We start from the raw sequence: 15562 nt of genomic DNA on the forward strand, positions 1-15562 counted from the left end.
ACCACGGTGAACTCCACCGACTTCACGGGCGAGGTGTTCCCCGCCTTGTCCGTCGCCCGATACGCCAGCGTGTGCCGACCCACGCTGTTCACCTCGACCGGCTTCGAGTAGGCGACGAACGCACCGTCGTCCAGCGAGTAATCCACATTCGCCACACCCGACCCCGCGTCCGAAGCCGTCACTGCCACGGTCGCGCTGCCGACGTAGTTGCCGGACGCGTCCTTCGCCCCCGACACCGTCGCCGAGGTATCCGGCGCAGTGGTGTCGCCGTCCGGCGCGGGGGTGACCACCAGCTCACCCGACATCATCTGGTGGCCCGGCATCGCGCAGAAATAGTGGTAGACGCCAGGTGTGAGGGTGACTTCGGCCGTGTGCCTGCCTCCGTCGGAGTCGAAGGGGCTCGCCTGGATGTTGAGGCTGACGTCGGTGTTGTAGTCGGGGTTCGAGACGTCGAACGTCAGGGTGTGCGGCATCCCCGTCGTGTTGCCGGTCGCCGCACTGTTCTCGAACACGATGGTCGCCTTGCCGGCCACCGCGGTGGTGGGGGCGGAGGCGTACCTCATGTAATCGTCGCCGGCAGTCCAGGTGAGCACCTGGGTCGCTGTGGTCTCCGTCTCGCGATTCACCGCCGCGTAGGCGGCCGGCACGGCCAACGAGAAAGCCGTGAAGACAACGGCCATCAGCGCCACCAGCGCCGGGTGCGCGCTGAATCGGATACGTCGCGGGGATCTTGAGGGGGGCGGATCCGTCTGGACATGGAGCAGTCTTTTGAACACCGCTGCACCTTTCGGGACTTCGCTTGTGCGGCACCGCGCAGGACCCGCGGTCCCGCCGGGTGGACGACCAGACGCCAGGATGAGCGCGTTCGAGGCGCTAGTACTCCGCTCACCGGACCGGCGCCCTGGACGGAACCCGGCGAGTGCCGTGCTTCGGTCGATCGCCCGCGTGTAACCACGGCGGTGGCCGCCGTCACTCACGAACAGGCTGCATCCGCCCCCGTCGCTGCGAGGCCGGTGGCGTCGCGAACCCGCGGGCGGGGTTCACGCAAGCTTCATCGTTGCGGCAACGATGGGAAGTTAGCCGGTCTTTTGACTATCCGCCAAGACCTATGACCTGAATCCAACCTACTTTGACCTGAGTCTGGAAAAACTGGTGGTGCGCCCGCTACGGTTTGGCAGTCCCCAGGCGAATCCCGTTCGCCGAGCCGATTCGATCCCGCCCGTAGCCGGCAACATCGAGCCAAGCCAGACGGCCTCCGCCGGAGTCCGGCCGACGACCGGCCCGTCTGACTCGCGGGGCTGACCGCCCGGCGCACCACCCGTACCGCCGTGACGGGAAAGCTGCCGTCGGCGGCGGCTCACACCACGATCACGAAGTGCCCTCAGGCACGTGCGCGTTCGAAGGATTGGAGAGCGATGACCGACTCAGGCGTAGGCACGAGACGCCTCTTCTCCCGGCGAGCGTTCGCCACAGGGGCGGCCGCTGCGGCGGTCGTGCCCACGCTGCTCGGCACCACGGGCGCCGCACCGAAGGACAAGCCCGGTGAAAGAAACGGTCAAGGAAACGACAAGGGAGAGGTCCGCCACCTGACGCTGTACATGGAGAAACTGCCGAACGGGGAGATGGGCTACGGCCTGCAGCCCGGTCAGGCGACGATTCCCGGCCCGCTCATCGAGCTGACCGAGGGCGACACGATGCACATCGAGGTAGTCAACAACCTGGACGTCGCCGCGAGTCTGCACGTCCACGGCCTGGACTACGACATCGCCAGCGACGGCACCAAGATGAACGACAGTGTCGTCGAGCCGGGCGGCCGGCGGACCTACGTCTGGCGCACCCACGCCCCGGGACCGCACCACGACGGGACGTGGGAGGCCGGCAGCGCCGGCTACTGGCATTATCACGATCACAACGTGGGGACCGAACACGGCACGGGTGGCATCAAAAAGGGCCTGTACGGCCCCGTGGTCGTACGCCGCAAGGGCGACGTGCTGCCCGACAAGCAGTTCACGGTCGTGTTCAATGACATGACGATCAACAACAAGGTCCACCACGACACCCCCACCTTCACGGCCGTCCGCGGCGAGCGGGTGGAGTTCATCGTGATCACACACGGGGACTTCTTCCACACCTTCCATGTGCACGGCCACCGCTGGGTGGACAACCGCACCGGAATCCTGCAGGGTGCGCAGGACGTGAGCCGGGTCATCGACACCAAGACCGTCGGCCCCGCGGACTCCTTCGGGTTCCAGGTGATCGCAGGTGACCGGGTCGGCGCGGGTGCCTGGATGTACCACTGCCACGTCCAGAGCCACTCGGACATGGGCATGGCCGGAGTCTTCCTCGTGACCGAGGCCGACGGCACGGTCCCCGGCGGCATGCCCCACCACTAGGGTCTGTCGTCAAATGATCTTGACTGGTGGACTATGGTCGGGTGATACATCGCCATGAACTATCCGACGAGGAGTGGGAGTTCGTCCGGCCGCTGCTGCCGGAGCCGTTGTGGGGCCGTAAGCGGCTGGACGACCGGATGGTCCTCAACGGGATCGGGTGGAAGTTCCGAGCCGGGGTGGCCTGGCGGGACGTACCCGAGCGGTACGGGCCGTGGGCGACGCTGCACACCCGTTTCCGCTGGTGGGCCAAGGACGGCACGTTCACCCGGATGCTCCAGGCCGCGCAGGCCCGAGCCGATGCCGCCGGGGACCTCGGCTGGCTGGTGTCGGTCGACTCCACCACCGTGCGTGCCCACCAGCACGCCGCCGGGGCCCGAACAGGGGGCGCCGGGCACTGGGACGGTCACGCGGCGGCCTGACCAGCAAGATGCACCTGGCCTGCGATGCCCTCGGCCGCCCGCTCGCACTCCTGGTCACGGGCGGCAACACCAACGACTCCACCCAGTCCACCACGGTGATGGAAACGATCCGGGTGCCCCGCATCGGCTCGGGCCGACCCCGGACCAGGCCGTCTCACGTCATCGGCGGCAAGGGCTACAGCTCCAAGGCGATCCGCACCTGGCTCCGCCGACGGGGCATCGCTCACACGGTCCCCGAGCGGGCCGACCGGGTCCGCAACCGCCTCCGCCGGGGCAGCCGCGATGGCCGGCCCCCGGCCTTCGACCGGCAGATCTACAGGCGGCGCAACGTGGTGGAACGGTGCTTCGACCGGCTCAAGCAAGGGCGCGGTATCGCCACCCGCTACGACAAGACCGCCGAGTCCTGTCAGGCAGCCGTTACCCTCGCATCCCTGTTGATGTGGCCGTGACATTTGACGAAACTCCTAGCAGACAGCGCGGGGGGTCCTGATGCGGACTCGGCCCTCTCTCCCCCTCCCGAAGCCACGGCCGTCCCGCCTGCCTGACAGCCTGACGGGCGTGTACAACCTGCCGCCGGTCGGTCCTCGCCCGCAAGGACCTGAGGCGAACCTGATCCCCTGCTCCGGCACCCCGTCCTGCCTGGGGCATCGTGGCCGCCCGCCAAATCCGCCTCGCCCGGCGCATGCCGGGCGGGAACCCTGCGGCAGCCCCTCGCCCCATCCCTGACCACTCTTCCCTTGCTGGATCGAGTCAAGGAGCAAACATGGGCAAGACAGACCGGTTCGCCCTGTCAAGACGAAGCGGAGCGCCACCGTCGCGTCCTGCGGCCTCGCCTCACGCGTGGCCCCTGCGCCGCGCGGTCGTTCTGCTGTCCAGCGCCGCACTGACCATGGGCCTGTCCGCGCTGCCTGCCGTGCAGGCACAAGCCCAGCCGCCCGTTGAACGTGGCAGCCAGGCCCAGGGCGCCGCCCCCGAAACCCAGGTGAACGTCCTGGTCTTCCACGGACCGGCCGCCGAGCAGGACGACCCGGTCAAGAAGGCCACGGCGGCGATCGAGAACCTCGGCGAGAAGAACGGGTTCAAGGTCGTCGAGTCCGAGGACGCAAGCGTGTTCAACACCACCGACCTCGCCAAGTACCGCGGGGTGGTGTTCCTGTCGGCCGACGGCGCGACGCTCAACGCCGAGCAGGAAGCCGCGTTCCAGTCGTACATCAACAACGGCGGCGGCTTCGTCGGCGTCCACGACGCCGCCCGGGCCCAGTCCGACTCCTCCTGGTTCACCGGGCTGATCGGCACCCGCCCGGCCCTGGGCCTCCCCGACCCCGAGAAGGTCGTCGAGAGCACGGTCAACGAGGACAACCCGCCGAACGAGACCAAGGACAAGCTGTTCGACGGCAAGAACGACACCAAGTGGCTGGCCCGTACGCCGACCGGCTGGGTCACCATGAAGCTGGACAAGCCCGTCGCGGTGGTCAACTACGCATTGACCTCCGCCAACGACTTCACGGGACGGGACCCGAAGGACTGGAAACTGCAGGGCTCGCAGGACGGTGACACCTGGAAGACCCTGGACACGCGGACCGGCGAGACCTTCCCGTCGCGGTTCCAGACCAGGCAGTTCCAGTTCACCAACAGCACGGCCTACCAGCACTACCGGCTGGAGATCACCGCGAACAGCGGTGAGCCGCTGATCCAGCTGGCCGAGCTGCGGCTCTTCAGCGCCAAGCCGACGCCCCCGCAGGATTCCACGGTCCAGCAGGCCGTCGTCGACGTGACAGACCGTCAGCACCCGGCCAACAAGGGACTTCCGCTCAACTGGACCCGCTCCGACCAGTGGATCAACTGGGACCCCAACCCGATCGGCAAGGTCCACACCATCGCCCAGGTCGAGGAGTGGAAATACAAGCCGGGGCTCAGCGCCAACGGTCCGTTCCACCCGATCTCATGGTGCCGGGACTACGACGGCGGCCGGTCCTTCTACACCGGCATGGGCCGCACCGAGGAGAGCTACACCACCGACACGAAGTTCCAGAGCCACATCCTCGGCGCCATCCAGTGGACCACCGGCATGGTCCGCGGCGACTGTCAGGCCACCATCGCATCCAACTACACGACCGAGCGGCTGACCACCCAGAACCAGGCGGGGCAACTCGACCAGATCGGTGAGCCGCACGGGCTCACCATGGCCCCCGACGGCAAGGCCTTCTACATCGGCAAGGCCGCCTGCCCGTCCGGCCCGATCGCCGACTGGGACAACCCCGAGGTCGGCCTGGGCTGCGGCACCATCCACCAGTGGGACCCCAAGACCAAGAAGGTCAAGCTGCTCACCACACTCGATGTGATGGGCAACCGGGGCAGCGGTGACGAACTGGTCAAGAACGAGGAAGGCCTCGTCGGCATCACCCTCGACCCGAAGTTCGAGAAGAACGGGTGGATCTACATCTACTGGATGCCGCACGAGTCGATCGACCGCGACAAGCGAATCGGCCAGCGGACGGTCTCACGGCTCACCTACGACTTCGCGACCGAGTCCATCGACCAGGGGACCCGCAAGGACCTGCTGCACTGGGACGCCCAGATCCACAGCTGCTGCCACGCTGGTGGCGGCATGTCCTTCGACAAGGACGGCAACCTCTACATCGGCTCCGGTGACAACAACTCCTCCGGCGGCTCCAGCGGCTACTCCGGGAACAACTGGACCCAGGACTACAAGGGTGTCTCCTTCCAGGACGCCCGCCGCACCGCCGGCAACACCAACGACCTCAACGGCAAGATCATCCGCATCCACCCTGAGCCCGACGGCACCTACACCATTCCCAAGGGCAACCTCTTCGCGCCGGGTACGGCGAAGACCCGCCCCGAGATCTACGTGATGGGTGTCCGCAACATCGCACGTCTCTCCATCGACCCGGTGCACAACTGGCTGAACGCCGGCTGGGTCGGGCCGGACGCGGGAGCGCCCAGCCCCGAGCTGGGCCCGGCCAAGTACGAGACGGCCACGGTCATCACCTCCGCGGGCAATCAGGGCTGGCCGTACTGCATGGGCAACCGGCAGCCGTACCGTGACCGCAGCAACACCGACGCCAGTGTCCTCACCGGCTGGTACGACTGCGATCACCTCAAGAACGAGTCGCCGCGCAACACCGGCCTGGTGGACATCCCGCCGGCCCGGGACAACATGATGTGGTACTCGCCCCAGGGCGGCGGTCCGGTCTTCCCCAAGCGCTCCGACGGCAGCGGTGTCCCGTCCTACGTCGGCAGCGAGGCCACCTACACGCAGCCGTACTTCAAGGGCGGCGGCCAGGCCATCATGTCCGGTCCGACCTACCACCGCTCCCAGGTGGACACCAAGAGCGGTGTCGCCTGGCCGGCGTACTGGGAGGACAAGTGGTTCATCGGTGACGAGTCCAACGCCAACAACCGGGTCGCGGTGACCCTCGACCAGGACCACATCGAGGATCAGGGCGCGCCGGCCTTCGGCGAGGACCTGCGCAGCATCATCGCGCCCGGCGGCGGCGGCACCCAGTTGCAGAGCTGGATGGACGCCAAGTTCGGTCCCGACGGTGCGCTGTACATGCTCGACTACGCGGGCGGCTTCTTCAGCCTGCACCCCAACCAGAAGCTCATCCGCATCGCCTATCACGGTGGCCCGGCCACCCCGAACCCGCAGGACGCCGGGGCGCGCGTGGCCACCCAGAGCAAGCCCAGGACGGTGACGTTCTCCAGCGTCAAGGCCGGCGGTGTGGCCTGGGAGTGGGACTTCGGTGACGGCAGCACGCCGTCGCACGAGGCCGCGCCCACGCACACCTACGCCGACTACGGCACCTACCACGCCACGCTGAAGGTCACCTATGCCGACGGCGAGCAGGCCACCGGGAAGATCGATGCCACGGCCGGCTGTCCGGCCCCTGATGCCCGATCGACCGTCAGGCTGCTCGACACCGACACCGGGGTGGCCAACCACCGCGCGGGCGGCGGCTGCACGGTCAACGACCTGATCGACGACGAGGCCTCGTGGTCGAACCACGGCGAGTTCGTCAGTCACGTCAACGCCGTGGTCAACGACCTCCGCAAGGAGGGCGTGCTCGACAACCGTGAGTCGTCGGCGATCGGCAAGGCGGCGGCTCAGAGCAAGATCGGCAAGGTCGAAGGGTACAAGCCCCTCTTCGACGGGACCGCGGCAAGCCTGGCCGACTGGCGGCAGGCCGGCCCCGGGAAGTTCTCACTCCTGCCCGACGGCACCCTGCGCAGCACCGGCGGCCTGGGCATGCTGTGGTACGCCAAGCAGGAGCTCGGAGACTTCTCGGTCAGGCTCCAGTTCCGGGACGTGGCTCCGGGTGCCGGCAACGCCAACAGTGGGGTCTTCATCCGGTTCCCGGACCCGCGGACGCCGCTGGCCGACCGTCCGGCCGGCAGTTGTGGGACGGTCGGCTCGGCTCGCACCGCACCCGAGTGGTTCGCGATCTACTGCGGTCAGGAGATCCAGATCTACGACGGGGCCACGGGCGAGGTCCAGAAGACCGGCTCGGTGTACAACTTCAAGCCGCTGGGCCTGGACAAGGCGGGGGTGACCCCGAAGGGCAAGTGGAACGACTACGAGATCCGCGCGGTCGGGCAGCACTACACGATCATCCGCAATGGCGTGGTGATCAACGAGTTCGACAACACGCCCGGCAAGTCGTCGTCCCGGGCGGGTGACCCGCCCACGGACCTGCGTCAGTTCCTCAGTGGGTACGTGGGGTTGCAGAATCACAGCGACAACGACCTGACGGAGTTCCGCAACATCCGGGTGCGGAACCTGTAGTCGCACAGCGGCCGCTGCCGGGCTCGGGGCAACAGCCCCGAGCCCGGTTCGGCATGCAGGCCGTCGCCGGTCCGGCTCGCTCGTTCGCTCCCGCAGCCCCGCAGCCCCGCGGCCCCTCAGCCCCGCAGGCAGCGTTCCGCCGCTTCGCCTTCCCCACCGCGGCCGACCCGCCGGGGACACCCGCTCACGCGGATACCCCGTGCGGGTCAGCAACGCCGCGATCGCCGACAAGGGCTACGACTACTCCCACCTGCCGCGATGGTTACGCGGGCGCGGTATCAGGCACCGCATCGCCCGCCAGGGCGTCGAGACCTCGCAGCGGCTGGGCCGCCACCGCTGGACCATCGAGCGCACCATGGCCTGGCTCGCCGGCTGCCGCAGCCTCCACCGACGCTACGAGCGCAGAGCCGAGCACTTCCTCGCCTTCACCAGCATCGCTTGCACACTCATCTGCTACCGCAGACCCGCCACATGAGATGACATCTGACTGATCGTTTCCATATGCGCTGGTGGGGCGCTTGGCGTCGGGTTGTGCCGTAGGTGAGTCGCCACGAGTGGTCACCGGCCGCCGGATGACCTTCCTACCGCGGTCTGCGCGTCGGCTGCCGCGAGCACGGTGTCAGCCAGTTCTGCGGCGGACCGTCCGCCACCCGCGTCGATGCGATCCAGGCCCAGCCCGTCGATGGCATCGATCATGAGTGTCTGGTAGCGCTCGGTGCGGGCCAGGAACTTGTCCATCAGGACCTGTTCCTCGTCTGTGGCTGCTTCATAGCAGCCCGCCGCGTGAACGCGGGCGCGTACTACGTCACGCCAGGCCACGCCCTTGCGCAGCACGTAGATGATGCCTGCCAACGCCACCCGGTCAGGCGCGGCAAGGCGGCCGGGTACCGGTGCCGACGTTCCTGTCGCGGCGGCAGCAACGGAGCTATGCGGTCCACAGTTCATCCGGGACAAGATCGGCAGACACCCGCCCGCCAGACCCTGCCTGTGAAGATCGCCAGCAACCAGCCGCCACGCCGATCCCATTCGGAAACGTTCAGTAAATAGGATCAAACGTCCGATAGAGGGTCGGCGTGGGGTGTTCTGAGACACCGATCGGTCCAAGCAGCGGACCACCGTCCCGCCGTACGGCATGCCTGTACAGCGCGCGCCCTCCTCGCGCTGGTCGGCGAAGCCGGTCACGGGCCACGAAGGGGACAGTCCGCCCCGGTCGGACCGGATGCCACGTGTACGCCTGGCTGCGCGTCACGCCGTTCTCCACCACCGCGGAGGAGCCAAGCCTGGCGGCGCAGACACCGGAGGGGACGACCGGCGTTCCACCGCGGAACCGCGCAGGCACCGGACGGCACGACCGGCGCTGCCCGGCGCGGAGCAGGCGCACCAACGCCATCCCCCGACGTGCCGAGCGCGGCGGCGCCCCGCCCCCGGAACACACGCGCGTTTCGTGCAGCGCGGCGCGCGCATCGTGCAGGACGACGCCCCGCCCTGCTCCGCACACTCGGTCATCCAAGCGATCCACGCACACCGGACGACACGCGGAGGCAGAACTCGATGCGGACGTTCATCCACACATCCCGTCCCTCACGGGTCGTCTTCGGACCCGGCACGGTGGGCCGGCTCCGCGAGGAGGTCGAGCGGCTCGGCTGCTCCCGTGTCCTGCTGCTGTCCAGCCGGCCCCTGGCCCGAACCGCCGCGCGGGTCCGCGAGGCGCTCGGAGACCTCGTGGTCGCGGAGTTCGACGGCGCCGCCATGCACACCCCGGTCGAGGTGACCGAGCAGGCGCTCGACGTCCTCACGGACGCCTCGGCCGACGTGATCGTGGCCGTCGGCGGCGGCTCGACGACCGGTCTGTCCAAGGCGCTGGCCCTGCGTACGGACCTGCCGCAGGTGATCCTGCCGACCACCTACGCCGGTTCCGAGGTGACCCCGGTGCTCGGCGAGACCCGGGACGGGCGCAAGGTCACCCAGTCGTCCCCGGCGATCCTGCCCGAGACCGTCCTCTACGACGTCGACTTCACCCTCACGCTGCCGTTGCCCATGACGGTGACGAGCGGCGTCAACGCCCTCGCGCACGCCGTCGAGGCCCTCTACTCGGCCGACGCCAACCCGGTGACGGACCGGCAGGCCCTCGACGCGATCTCGGGCATCGCCCGGGCGCTGCCCCGGCTGGCCGCCGACCCGGCCGACCCGGAGGCCCGGGCCGCCCTGCTGCACGCCGCCTGGCTCGCCGGGACCTGCCTCGCCACGGTCGGCATGGGCCTGCACCACAAGCTGTGCCACACCCTCGGCGGCAGCCTCGGCCTGCCGCACGCCGAGACCCACACCGTCGTGCTGCCGCACGCCATGGCCTACAACGCGCCCGCGGTGCCCGAGGTGATGCGCCGCATCGCCGACGCCCTGGGCGTGCCCGACGCGCCGAGCGGCGTGTACGACCTGATCGCCTCCCTGGGCGGCCCCACCTCGCTGCGCGACCTCGGCATGGCGGAGTCCGACCTGGCCCGCGCGGCCGAGCTGGCCGCCTCGACGTCGTACCCCAACCCGCGCGAACTGACCACCGAGGACATCGGCGAGCTGCTGGCCGGCGCCTGGCAGGGACGCCGCCCCGAGGGCCCGCCCTCGACGGAGGCGAAGCTGGCCCGGCTCACCGAGGAGGTGGTGGCCAGCTTCGCGCACGCCCCCGACCCCCGGGTCCGTACGCTGATGACCGACCTCGTCAGGCACCTGCACGCCTTCGTCGCGACCAACGACGTCACCGACGCCGAATGGCAGTACGCCATCGACTTCCTCACCCGTACCGGACAGATCTGCGGCCCGACCCGCCAGGAGTTCGTGCTGCTGTCCGACACGCTCGGCGTCTCCAGCGCCGTGGACCTGCTCACCAACTCCCGTACACCCGACACCACTCCGTCCGCGGTGCTCGGCCCCTTCTACGTGGAGGGCCCGCCCGAGACCGCGCTCGGTGGCGACATCTCCGGCGGCCTGCACGGCACCCCGCTGTGGGTGGAGGTACGGGTCACGGACAGTGACGGCGAGCCGGTCAAGGACGCGGTGGTGGACGTGTGGCAGTCCAACGAGGACGGCTTCTACGACGTACAACTCCCCGACCTGGAGGGGCCCGTGCTGCGCGGCCGGCTGCGCAGCGACACCCAGGGCCGGATCACCTTCTGGTCCATCCTGCCCTCGCACTACCCGATTCCCGACGACGGACCGGTCGGGCAGATGCTCGACGCGGTCGGACGCCACCCCTACCGGGCGCCCCATCTTCACTTCATGTTCGACGCGCCCGGCCACCGCCGGCTCGTCACACAGCTGTTCGTGGCCGGCGGAGCGTACCTGGACGGCGACACCGTCTTCGGCGTCAAGGACGAACTCGTCGTCGACTTCACACCGCAGTCCGGCCCCACCCCCGACGGCCGCCCGGTCGACGGCGCGTGGTGCCGGCTCGACTACACCTTCCGTCTCGCCCCGCTGGCCGGATGACCGAGGAGCGCCCACCCATGACGACCACCGACCCGCTCGACGCGTACGACACCGACGTCCTCGTCGTCGGCAGCGGTCCCGCCGGCGGCTCGGCCGCCCTGCTGCTGGCCACCTACGGCATCCGTGCCCTGCTGGTGACGAAGTACGGGTGGCTCGCCAACACGCCGCGAGCGCACATCACCAACCAGCGCACCATGGAGGTCCTGCGCGACCTCGGCGTCGAGTCGGAGGCACTGGCCCTCGGCAGCCCCTCCCACCTGATGGGGGACACCGTGCTGTGCACGGCGCTCACGGGCGACGAGATCGGCCGCATCCGCAGCTGGGGCACCGGCCCCGCGACGGCCACCGAGTACTCCGCCAAGAGCCCCTGCGAGATGATCGACCTGCCGCAGACCTATCTGGAGCCGATCCTGGTCGACAACGCGGCGGCCCGCGGCGCCAAGATCCGCTTCGACACCGAGTTCGTCAGCTTCGAACAGGACGCGGACGGGGTCACCGCCCTGCTGCGCGACCGGGTCCGAGGCGACGAGTTCACGGTGCGGGCCCGCTACCTGATCGGCGCCGACGGCGGGCGCAGCGCGGTCGCCGAGCAGCTCGGCCTGCCCTTCGCCGGCCGCATGGCCAAGGCCGGCAGCATGAACATCGTCTTCAAGGCCGACCTGACCCGGTACTGCGCCCACCGTCCGAGCGTCCTGTACTGGGTGCTGCAGCCCGGCGCGGACACCGGGGGCATCGGCATGGGCCTGGTCCGCATGGTCCGCCCGTGGAACGAGTGGCTGCTGGTGTGGGGTTACGACATAGAACAGCCGCCGCCGAGTGTCGACGAGGAGGCCGCCCGCAAGATAGTGCGCGACCTCATCGGCGATCCCGACCTCCCGGTGGAGATCACGTCGACCTCGCTGTGGACCGTCAACCACGCCTACGCGGAGGAGTATTCGACCGGCAGGGTCTTCTGCGCCGGCGACGCCGTGCACCGCCATCCGCCGTCCAACGGACTGGGCTCCAACACCTCCGTTCAGGACGCGTACAACCTCGCCTGGAAGCTCGCGATGGTGATCAGAGGCGAGGCGGGACCCGCGCTGCTCGACAGCTATACGGCCGAACGCGCCCCCGTGGGGCGGCAGATCGTCGAGCGGGCCAACCTCAGCCGCGACCAGTTCGGGCCGATCTTCGAGGTGCTCGGCGTCGGCGGTGGCAGCGATGCCGAAGCCATCGCCCAAGGGATCGCGGCGATACGGGAGCGGACACCCGAGGGCGCCAAGAGGAGACGGCAGCTCGAAGAGGCGATCCAGCTGAAGAACTACGAGTTCAACGCGCACGGCGTGGAGATGAACCAGCGGTACGTCTCCACGGCGGTGCTCCCCGACGACAGCCCGGCTGAAGTATGGGACGACGACCGCGAGTTGGTGCACCAGCCGACGACCCGGCCGGGCGCCAAGCTGCCGCACGCCTGGCTGGTCGACGCACAGGGCGAGCGCGTGTCCACGCTGGACGTCGTCGGCCAGGGTGTCTTCACCGTGCTGACCGGCCTGTCCGGCGGGGTCTGGGAGACCGCCGCGCGCGCCTGCGGCGACGCCCTCGGCGTACCGCTGCGCGTGGTGCGCGTCGGTGACGACAACTGCCGTGACGCCTACGGCGAGTGGAGCCGCGTCAGCGAGATCGCCGAGGACGGCGTGCTGCTGGTGCGCCCGGACGGACACGTCGCCTGGCGCCGGGCCACCGCCGCGGAGACCGACGAGGCGGCGCGGGAGGAACTCCTCGGCGCGCTCCGCCACGTCCTGGCGCGTTAGGGGAGGACACGATGGACAAACGTGTGGCCACGGCCGGTGAGGCCCTGGCAGACGTGACGGACGGACAGTCGTTCGCTGTCGGAGGCTTCGGACTGAGCGGTGTCCCGGAGGTCCTCATCGACGCCCTGTACGCGACCGGGGCGACCGGCCTCGCGGTCGTGTCGAACAACTGCGGGGTCGACGGGCGGGGCCTCGGCGTCCTGCTGGCGGCGGGCCGCATCCGCCGGGTCACGGGCTCGTACATCGGTGACAACAAGGAGTTCGCCCGTCAGTACCTCGCCGGTGAACTGGAGGTCGAACTCACCCCACAGGGCACCCTCGCCGAACGGCTGCGGGCGGGCGGCAGCGGAATCCCCGCCTTCTACACCCCGGCCGGAGTCGGCACGCAGGTCGCCGAGGGCGGGCTGCCGTGGCGCTACGGCCCGGACGGATCGGTCGCCGTGGCCTCGCCGCCCAAGGAGGTCCGCGGCTTCCACGGCGTCGACCACGTCCTGGAGCACGCCATCACCACCGACTACGCGCTGGTCCGGGCCGCCCGCGGGGACCGGCACGGCAACCTCGTGTTCCACCGTGCGGCACGCAACTTCAACCCGCTGGCGGCGATGGCCGGCCGGATCACGGTGGCCGAGGTGGAGGAACTGGTCGAGCCGGGGCGGCTCGACCCCGACGAGGTCCACCTGCCCGGGGTCTTCGTGCAGCGCGTCGTGGCGCTGACGCCGCAGCAGGCGGCCGACAAGGGAATCGAGAAGAGAACGGTGCGCGAACGATGAGCTGGACCAGGGACGAGATGGCGGCCCGCGCCGCCGGCGAGTTGCGGGACGGCGACTACGTCAACCTCGGCATCGGACTGCCCACGCGCGTCGCCGACTTCCTGCCCCCGGACGTCGACGTCGTCCTGCACTCGGAGAACGGCCTGCTCGGCGTCGGACCCTATCCCGCGCCCGACGAGGTCGACGCCGACCTCATCAACGCGGGCAAGGAGACCGTCACCGTGCTCCCTGGCGCGTCGTTCTTCGACTCCTCGCTCTCCTTCGGCATGATCCGCGGCGGCCACATCGACACCGCCGTCCTGGGCGCGCTCCAGGTCTCCGTCCGCGGCGACCTGGCCAACTGGGCGGTACCGGGAAAGATGATCAAGGGTATGGGCGGTGCGATGGACCTCGTCCACGGGGTCCGCCGGATCGTCGTACTCATGGAGCACACGGCGAAGGACGGCACGTCCAAGATCGTGGAGGAGTGCACCCTGCCGCTCACGGGCCGCGGCTGCGTGGACCGGATCATCACTGACCTGTGCGTGCTCGACGTGACCCCGCACGGACTGGCCCTCGTGGAAACCGCACCGGGCGTGACGGCCGACGAGGTCGCCGCCCTGACCCCTCTGACCGTGCCCCCACTCAAGGCGCCCTGACACCCCTGACCGCCCCCACCCCAGCCGCCCCGACGTCTCTGACCACCCCCCTTGCCCAGCCGGGAGCCCTCCATGATCGAGCGACCGCGTGACGTGTACGTCGTCGACGCCGTCCGGATCCCCTTCGGCCGCTACGGCGGTGCGCTGTCGGGCGTACGCCCCGACGACCTGGCCGCCGGTGTGCTGCGCGCCCTTCTCGACCGCAGCCCCGATCTCGACCCGGCGCGCATCGACGACGTACTGCTCGGCAACGCCAACGGCGCGGGCGAGGAGAACCGCGACGTGGCCCGCATGGCCGTGCTGCTCGCCGGGCTCCCCGTCAGCGTGCCCGGCGCCACCGTCAACCGGCTGTGCGGATCGGGCATGGAAGCCGTCATCCAGGCGGCCCGCGCCGTCGCACTCGGTGACGCCTCCGTCGTGGTGGCGGGCGGCGTCGAGTCCATGAGCCGTGCACCCTGGGTGCTGCCCAAGCCGGACCGGGCCTTTCCCGCCAAGGACCAGCAGCTGTCCTCGACGACGCTCGGCTGGCGCCTGGTCAACCCACGGATGTCGAAGGAGTGGACCATCCCTCTGGGCGAGAGCGCCGAGCTGGTCGGTGCCAAGTACGCCGTCACCCGCGAGGCGCAGGACGCGTTCGCGCTCGCCAGCCACCGCAACGCCGCGCGCGCCTGGCGCGAGGGCCTGTACGACGGGGAGGTCGTCCCGGTCGAGGACGTCAGCCTGCCACGCGACGAGAACATCCGCGACGACACCTCCCTGGAGGCCCTCGCCAAGCTGAAGCCGGCCTTCCGCGGGGACGGCACCATCACCGCCGGCAACGCCTCGCCGCTCAACGACGGCGCGGCCGCACTGCTGCTCGCCGACCGGGAGGGGCTCGCGGCGATCGGACGCGAGCCGCTGGCGCGAGTGCGGGCGGCGGCGGTGACGGGCATCGAGCCGCAGTACTTCGGGCTCGGCCCGGTCGACGCGATCCGCAAGGTGCTCGCCAAGGCGGACCTCGCCCCCGCCGACCTGCGCACCGTCGAGCTCAACGAGGCCTACGCGGCCCAGGCACTGGCCTGCCTTGCCGCCCTGCCCGAGCTCGACCCGGCCGTCGTCAACCCGCGCGGCGGCGCCATCGCCATCGGCCATCCGCTGGGCGCGTCGGGAGCGCGCATCGCGGGAGCGGTCGCGCACCAGCTGGCCGCGGCGGGCACGGGCACGGGGCTGGCGGCGCTGTGCATCGGGGTGGGCCAGGCACTGGCGCTGGTGCTGGAACGCTGAGGGCT

At 69.8% G+C, this 15562-nt stretch carries 9 protein-coding genes and 2 pseudogenes; 9 read left to right on the forward strand and 2 right to left on the reverse strand.

The annotated features are described in order from the left end of the window. A partial coding sequence (locus ACGFRF_RS39725; protein ID WP_393748702.1) for an OmpL47-type beta-barrel domain-containing protein occupies positions 1-680 on the reverse strand: 680 nt, incomplete at its 3' end. 735 nt (positions 681-1415) lie between these two features. Between ACGFRF_RS39725 and ACGFRF_RS39730 the strand changes: the two genes are divergently transcribed. The 4 genes and pseudogenes from ACGFRF_RS39730 to ACGFRF_RS39745 all read left to right on the forward strand — a co-directional run. Further along, positions 1416-2393, forward strand: a complete 978-nt coding sequence (locus ACGFRF_RS39730) for a multicopper oxidase domain-containing protein (protein WP_393748704.1) — start codon at positions 1416-1418, stop codon at positions 2391-2393. Between the two features lie 41 nt (positions 2394-2434). Continuing rightward, positions 2435-3261, forward strand: a pseudogene (locus ACGFRF_RS39735) (IS5 family transposase). Between the two features lie 314 nt (positions 3262-3575). Then, positions 3576-7616: a ThuA domain-containing protein gene (locus ACGFRF_RS39740; protein WP_393748706.1), complete on the forward strand. Its 4041-nt coding sequence runs from the start codon at positions 3576-3578 to the stop codon at positions 7614-7616. 223 nt (positions 7617-7839) lie between these two features. Next, positions 7840-8091, forward strand: a pseudogene (locus ACGFRF_RS39745) (transposase); the annotation flags it as partial. A gap of 83 nt (positions 8092-8174) precedes the next feature. On the opposite strand, the gene ACGFRF_RS39750 reads toward ACGFRF_RS39745, so the two are convergent. Beyond that, a complete protein-coding gene (locus ACGFRF_RS39750) occupies positions 8175-8468 on the reverse strand; it encodes a hypothetical protein (protein WP_393748708.1) in 294 nt (97 codons plus the stop codon). Positions 8469-9167: 699 nt separating this feature from the next. Between ACGFRF_RS39750 and ACGFRF_RS39755 the strand changes: the two genes are divergently transcribed. The 5 genes from ACGFRF_RS39755 (at position 9168) to ACGFRF_RS39775 (ending at position 15557) form a co-directional block, all read left to right on the forward strand. Further along, complete coding sequence (locus tag ACGFRF_RS39755) at positions 9168-11096, forward strand: maleylacetate reductase and hydroxyquinol 1,2-dioxygenase domain-containing protein (RefSeq protein ID WP_393748710.1); 1929 nt, start codon at positions 9168-9170, stop codon at positions 11094-11096. Positions 11097-11113: 17 nt separating this feature from the next. Beyond that, positions 11114-12886: an FAD-dependent oxidoreductase gene (locus ACGFRF_RS39760; protein WP_393748712.1), complete on the forward strand. Its 1773-nt coding sequence runs from the start codon at positions 11114-11116 to the stop codon at positions 12884-12886. An 11-nt stretch (positions 12887-12897) separates the two neighbouring features. Continuing rightward, positions 12898-13656: a CoA transferase subunit A gene (locus ACGFRF_RS39765; RefSeq protein WP_393748714.1), complete on the forward strand. Its 759-nt coding sequence runs from the start codon at positions 12898-12900 to the stop codon at positions 13654-13656. Continuing rightward, on the forward strand, positions 13653-14294 hold the full coding sequence (locus ACGFRF_RS39770) for a CoA transferase subunit B (protein ID WP_393748716.1): 642 nt from the start codon (positions 13653-13655) through the stop codon (positions 14292-14294). Before ACGFRF_RS39765 ends, ACGFRF_RS39770 begins: the two co-directional genes overlap by 4 nt. Positions 14295-14366: 72 nt before the next feature. Beyond that, positions 14367-15557: a thiolase family protein gene (locus ACGFRF_RS39775; protein WP_393748718.1), complete on the forward strand. Its 1191-nt coding sequence runs from the start codon at positions 14367-14369 to the stop codon at positions 15555-15557. Positions 15558-15562 lie beyond the last annotated feature (5 nt).

The sequence above is a fragment of the Streptomyces sp. NPDC048521 genome, from assembly GCF_043199855.1.
Taxonomy (GTDB): Bacteria; Actinomycetota; Actinomycetes; order Streptomycetales; family Streptomycetaceae; genus Streptomyces.